Source organism: Staphylococcus canis (assembly GCF_016238445.1).
Lineage (GTDB): Bacteria > Bacillota > Bacilli > Staphylococcales > Staphylococcaceae > Staphylococcus > Staphylococcus canis.
Genome location: NZ_JABANU010000065.1, coordinates 1 through 461, shown reverse-complemented (window position 1 = coordinate 461; position 461 = coordinate 1). Strand labels below are relative to the sequence as shown.

General features: G+C 38.8%; 2 rRNA genes. Both read left to right on the top strand.

Annotation, left to right across the window (positions count from 1 at the left end):
• Positions 1-43: 43 nt before the first annotated feature.
• A 5S ribosomal RNA gene (gene rrf / locus HHH54_RS10915) occupies positions 44-158 on the top strand.
• 228 nt (positions 159-386) lie between these two features.
• A 16S ribosomal RNA gene (locus HHH54_RS10910) occupies positions 387-461 on the top strand; the annotation flags it as partial.

Below are 461 nucleotides of genomic sequence, written 5' to 3'. Positions count from 1 at the left end.
TACTTACTATCTAGTTTTGAATGTACAATACATTCAATGTTTATCTGGTGCCTATGGCAAAGAGGTCACACCTGTTCCCATGCCGAACACAGAAGTTAAGCTCTTTAGCGCCGATGGTAGTCGGACTGACGTTCCGCAAGAGTAGGACGGTGCCAGGTAGACTTTTATTATGACCAAAGGGTCTTTTTTCTTTGGAAAAATTGATAAAAGTGTTGACTTTTAAAAAAGAGTTATGTATAATTAATTCTTGTCGAGTCAAAAAGAAATGAATTGAACATTGAAAACTGAATGACAATATGTCAACGTTAATTCCGATAAAACACAGTACAATGTGCTGATAGACTGATTGACTGAATCAATCGAAAGAGCTATATCAAGCTTACTCTAATATGGAGAGTTTGATCCTGGCTCAGGATGAACGCTGGCGGCGTGCCTAATACATGCAAGTCGAGCGAACTGAC